Source organism: uncultured Chloroflexus sp. (genome assembly GCF_937129525.1).
Taxonomy (GTDB): domain Bacteria; phylum Chloroflexota; class Chloroflexia; order Chloroflexales; family Chloroflexaceae; genus Chloroflexus.
In genome coordinates this window covers 1-5,265 of sequence record NZ_CAKZNK010000114.1, presented here as the reverse complement: position 1 = coordinate 5,265, position 5,265 = coordinate 1, and the positions used below count along the sequence as shown (strand labels likewise).

At 53.1% G+C, this 5,265-nt stretch carries 5 protein-coding genes; all 5 read right to left on the bottom strand.

Annotation, left to right across the window (positions count from 1 at the left end; genetic code table 11):
- On the bottom strand, positions 1-698 hold a 698-nt coding region (locus tag Q0650_RS14655), incomplete at its 3' end, for a polysaccharide biosynthesis/export family protein (RefSeq protein WP_298820227.1).
- Positions 699-790: 92 nt separating this feature from the next.
- Positions 791-2,221: a bifunctional D-glycero-beta-D-manno-heptose-7-phosphate kinase/D-glycero-beta-D-manno-heptose 1-phosphate adenylyltransferase HldE gene (hldE, locus tag Q0650_RS14650; protein ID WP_298820226.1), complete on the bottom strand. Its 1,431-nt coding sequence runs from the start codon at positions 2,219-2,221 to the stop codon at positions 791-793.
- Entirely contained in the window at positions 2,196-2,783 is a 588-nt protein-coding gene (locus Q0650_RS14645; protein ID WP_298820224.1) for a D-sedoheptulose 7-phosphate isomerase, read from the bottom strand. Before Q0650_RS14645 ends, hldE begins: the two co-directional genes overlap by 26 nt.
- Before the next feature lie 7 nt (positions 2,784-2,790).
- A complete protein-coding gene (locus Q0650_RS14640; protein ID WP_298820222.1) occupies positions 2,791-3,975 on the bottom strand; it encodes a cyclopropane-fatty-acyl-phospholipid synthase family protein in 1,185 nt (394 codons plus the stop codon).
- Positions 3,947-5,185, bottom strand: a complete 1,239-nt coding sequence (locus tag Q0650_RS14635; RefSeq protein ID WP_298820220.1) for a hypothetical protein — start codon at positions 5,183-5,185, stop codon at positions 3,947-3,949. The genes Q0650_RS14640 and Q0650_RS14635 overlap by 29 nt, the downstream gene beginning before the upstream one ends.
- Positions 5,186-5,265 lie beyond the last annotated feature (80 nt).

The window sequence follows — 5,265 nt, the reverse complement described above, 5'->3', positions numbered from 1 at the left end:
AGCGGCATGGCTATGACCCTGCCCTGACGACTCACCTGGACCGTGATCTTGCTCACCGGATGGCGCACCCCGCCGGCTGCCGCGATGGCGTCCAGGAGACGTTCGCCTTTGGCGGTGAGCGGCATGCGCGTACTGGCGGCCACCTCGCCCACCACGGTGACGTACTGCGTGGCATTGCGGACCACCCGCACCAGCACCTGAGGCTGATTGGCCTTCCCCTTCAGGCGCATCACCAGGTCGGCCTCGATCTGCTGTGGGGTCTTGCCCGCCACCGGCACCGTGCCGGCGAAGGGCACATTGATCACCCCATCGGCATTCACGATCTGCTCCGGGAAGGTCGTCTGGCGCGTAGTGGTCAGCCCCGCGCGCGAGTCGATCACCGCCGCCCCGAACAAGGCGGCCGGCGGCGCCTCCCATACCGAAACCTCCAGCACATCCCCCGGCCCCACCACAAAAGCGGGCGGCGCCTCGGCCGTAAGCGATTCAGCGAAGGAGTCTGACCGCTGCGCGGCCAGCACCCGGCGGGCGACCGCATCGTTGACCTCGACCACGAGAATCGGCGAATCGACCTTTTCCTGTTCGATCACCTGCGCCGTGCTGGGGCCGGATGAGGGGAGCCAGGCGGGGAAGGTGGAACAGCCTGTCAGTCCAGTACTAACAATGACCAACAAGCCGAAAAAAGATACTTTCTTATTCAAGTGCGTCTCCCTTTGAGCATTTCTTTGGCAATGCGCGGACATACATCGTCACCCTTGCCCAGGGCTGTTAAAGCCGGTGACAATATACCTGTTCAACCTCGCTGATGAATCTTTTCGATGAGTTTGCTAGTGGAATGTCCGGGCAGGAATTCGAGAACCTTGACCATGCCGCCTGCTGCCAGCACACAGCCTGACCCGGCAATCTCGTCTTGGTGGTAATCGCCGCCCTTGACCAGGATATCGGGAAGCACCTTGCAAACAATCTGTTCCGGCGTGTCCTCTGAAAAAGGCACCACCCAGTCCACTGAAGCCAAGGCGCTGAGCATTCGCATGCGCACCTCCAGCGGATTAATCGGGCGTTTCGATCCTTTGAGACGGCGCACCGAATCATCGTCGTTCACTGCCACGACCAGACGGTCACCCAAGCTACGCGCTCTCTCAAGATAATCAACGTGACCAGGATGAAGTATGTCGAAACACCCGTTTGTCATGACAATGCGTTCACCCGCGCTGCGGGCATTCTTAACCAATTGCAACAACACCGTCTCGCTCACCACCCCCCGTTGCGAAGTGTCATGGCAAAGCAGCGTCCCTTGAAGTTCCTCGCGGGTAACGGTTGCCGTGCCCAATTTGGCAACGACGATGCCTGCCGCGCGATTGGCCCAGCGCATCGATTCGGCGAGCGAAGCGCCGCTCGCCAACATTGCCGCAAGAGTGGCGATCACTGTGTCGCCCGCACCGCTGACATCGAAAACCTCCCGCGCCTGTGCCGACACATGGGTAGCACCGTCGGCATCGAACAGGGTCATACCCTCCTCCGAACGCGTCAGAAGCAGCGCTTCCACGCCCAGTGCCGTGCGCAGCTTGCAGACACGTGCGGCCAGATCGGCTTCATCCTTCCAGTGGCCAACCACCTCGCGCAGTTCAGCTCGGTTAGGCGTGATAACGCTGGCCCCGGCATAGCGAAGCCAATCGTCTCCCTTCGGATCGACGAGGATGGGCTTCTCATGCTCGCGGGCCAGACGGATCATCTCGGAGATATGTTTCAGTCCGCCTTTGCCGTAATCGGAAAAGATAACAACATCGCACTCCATCACGCGCTGACGGAACTCTGCCAGCATGGCCTCGAGGACCTCGTGGGTCGGCGAATTTTCGAAATCAATCCGTAATAGTTGCTGTTGGTGACCCAGAACACGCAGTTTGACAGTAGTGTCGAGTTGAGCATCCTCGTGCAGGCTGGCATCGATGCCTGAGGCCGCCAGCAGGCGGGCGAGCGACTGTCCTGCCTCATCGGCCCCAACCACCGAGAGCAGAGTCGCCGTGGCCCCGATGGCTACGATGTTGCGCGCGACATTGGCAGCACCGCCCAATCGCTCCTCGACCTTCTCAAACTTTACGACCGGGACGGGCGCTTCCGGCGATATCCGCGAAACCTCGCCGAACCAATAGCGGTCGAGCATGACATCACCGACCACGAGAATGCGAATGCTTGACAAATCAGGCAGCTGCATCTTGATCCGCATTCAGCCGCTCGTCGATCATTTCGCACAGGATATGGCCCACAAGGATGTGCGCCTCCTGGATACGCGCTGTTACATCGGAGGGAACAATGAGAGTTTCATCGCACAGTGCTTTCAACGTTCCGCCCGAACCACCGGTCAGCCCAATCGTTGTCACCCCGATAGAGCGGGCCACCTTGACAGCCTCGACGACGTTAGGGCTATTGCCCGAAGTGGAAATGCCGATCAACACATCACCCGCCGATGCCAGCGCCTCTATTTGCCGAGCGAAAACCTGCTCGTACCCATAATCGTTCGCCACGGCTGTCATGATAGAAGTATCCGTCGTCAGCGCGATGGCAGGTAAACCTCGCCGCTCTTTCTTGAAGCGCCCGACCAGTTCTGCGGCGATGTGTTGCGCATCAGCAGCACTACCACCATTACCGCACAAAAATACTCGTCGTCCGTCATAAATAGCGCCATATAATGAATCCACTATACGGACAACAACCTCATTTATTGCTTTAAGGGACTCAATGACCCGTATATGCGCTAACAATATTTCAGAAATTAATTCATGTTTCATTGTGCACTCATACACGACTAAAATTAAAACCGTAACAAGTGGCCGGGAATCCATCGACAAGCAATTTTAAATGCAATGAGCTCATTCTTTCGTCGTAATAATCGCCTTTGTGTTGTGGATAAGGCGGGATGTCAATAAAGAGATCTACCGGGGTACTTCCAACATCGAAGCTAAGGTGTGGCACCTCGTAACCGCTTTCTTTCAGTTGGTTTGCCAAGAGCTCAAAATCCTTCCTTCTAAAAAGTACGGTTGCCCAGTTGTCAATTGTCTCTTCAGATCTCGTATAGTTAAACTCCGTCGTATGTACTGATACACCGCCTTTTTTGAGCAAACGCCCAGTATTGCGAACAAACGCTAGCCCATTCTCGATGGAACCCAGATGCTCGAATGCGCATATCGACCAGCAAAAGTCAAATTGACCTTCCAACTCTGGCGGAATATTGTTCATATCTGCGTATTGGAAACTGACGTGCCGTCTGAACTGCTCCTCCTCTAGATATTCCTTGAAATAGAGGCGATCTAGAGAGCCATGCTGATCTGTCGCAATCCACCCTTGCGAGGCGTCATTGTTTGGATCCAGGTCAGTCGCGAGAATATCGACACCCATTGAAGCAAAGAAGGACGGCAATCGCTCGCGCCCAACTCCAAACACAATGCCCCGACATCCTGGGATCAGTTTTCCCTTATGCTTGAGCACATTGACAACATAGACTTCCTCCCAGAGTTTCCTGTGCAGGCGTGGTGCAAGCTTCAACATCTTACACGTATCAATAAACCAGGATTGCAAAAAGTCTTCAAAACGAGTCGCACGGCAGTTTGGAATAAATGGATCGTTCAACAGTGCCTGACGATCTGGCTCACCGTTTATATAGTAACGCGAAGCCAGCTCAGCTCCCAGCACTTTGATATTCCACTGCACTCCAGGAAGGTTCCGGAATTTCTCCAGTGCCTGATTACAATTTGGCCGCCCCTCGTGGGTCAGCACAAACATGTCATACATCATCTTCGACCGGAATTCTTCAAAGAGCTTCCGTTTATCTTCTTCCGACAACATGCTGAGTACTGAGCCAGATCGTTCGACAGGATCAGTATCGGTCGAATGATGATCATCATGTGCTCTACCACGACGGATAAAATCAAGCAATCCCATAAGCCATCCCATTTCAAAACCTACCATGATTATCGCCAGCATGAAGATTCCGTATATTCTCACAGGAATCTTGAGACGTTCGAGCATCTAGTTCTAGTGGCGATGTTGCCGATAGCACCCACTTACAGGCAAGCACGCTTTTACGCGCCGTATCCCTCGATTCAGGATCTACCATAACAGGAGACCATACCTCTGGAACACGTAGCTGAATCATTGTTTCATCACTTAAATCTCCAATGTCTACGGCATATACCACCTCGGCATCATTGATGCGACGAAAAGCCGAAACTAAAACCCGCCCATCAGAAGTGATCAGGATCACGTCCTCTTCACATACACCGCAATAGACTCTTATCGAAAAAAGAAGATATCGATGGGATTTATTTCGATTAATGTATATTTCTGAGAGTCGGTCTGGACCAGTCCACCATGCGTACTGCCCATCATTCGTCGTCTCCGGTCGATGCCAACCGCGTCCTAGCCAAATACCATAATCCCCATCAGACCAAGCATGCCCCCAGTTATCGGGGTATGGATTATTGATACATGTTGCCAATACTTGACGTTTGTAACTGTCATAGCGCTGCCTTGCTATCTGCCATAATAACAAGTCAATGGAATAAAGTTCCGGCATCCCGGCAACCATAGCATCGAGTTCTCCGCGCTGGGTGGAGCTCAATTCGGCGATATTGACTTTCACGTCTGGCAACAACATCTTACGGTTCATCTCCAACTGCCAAAGCATACAAAACTCATCAATCGCCTCTGTCGGCACATACCACCGCACCCGACTAAGACAATCGAGCATGACGGTCGTCCAAGTAACTAGTCTTTCGATATCCGGATAGAGGTTGCGAAATGCGGAGATGAAATACCGGGCCTGGCGATTGGCAAGCAGATCCCCGAACTGCGAAAAAAATGCCTGTGGTGTAAGAAGTTTTGCCGGACGATGGAGAGGCGATGCTGGTTCTCGTAATATGTGAAGGTAATTCGATGTTATTTGCTTGACCGGGTCGCGCACTGTCATCAATACATCAACGTATTTCAGATCGCGAAGAACCGGACCATTGACGTGACGCTCGACAAAATCATGCGCATCGAAGAGTAATTTCAAGCTCTCGATGCCATCTGGATAAGTCAAGTCAGGCCCCATAATGCTAGAACGACCAATGGGAAACGCGGAAGCTATACGAGTGGCTAGGGTTTGACCTCCCGTCTTCGGGATGTGCAAATAAAATAACTTCTTACCCACTATATCTACTCCCTACCGTATCGTACCCAGTCGATTATACGTTGTCCAATAAAATTCATTTTGGTACATTTTTCTTCAGT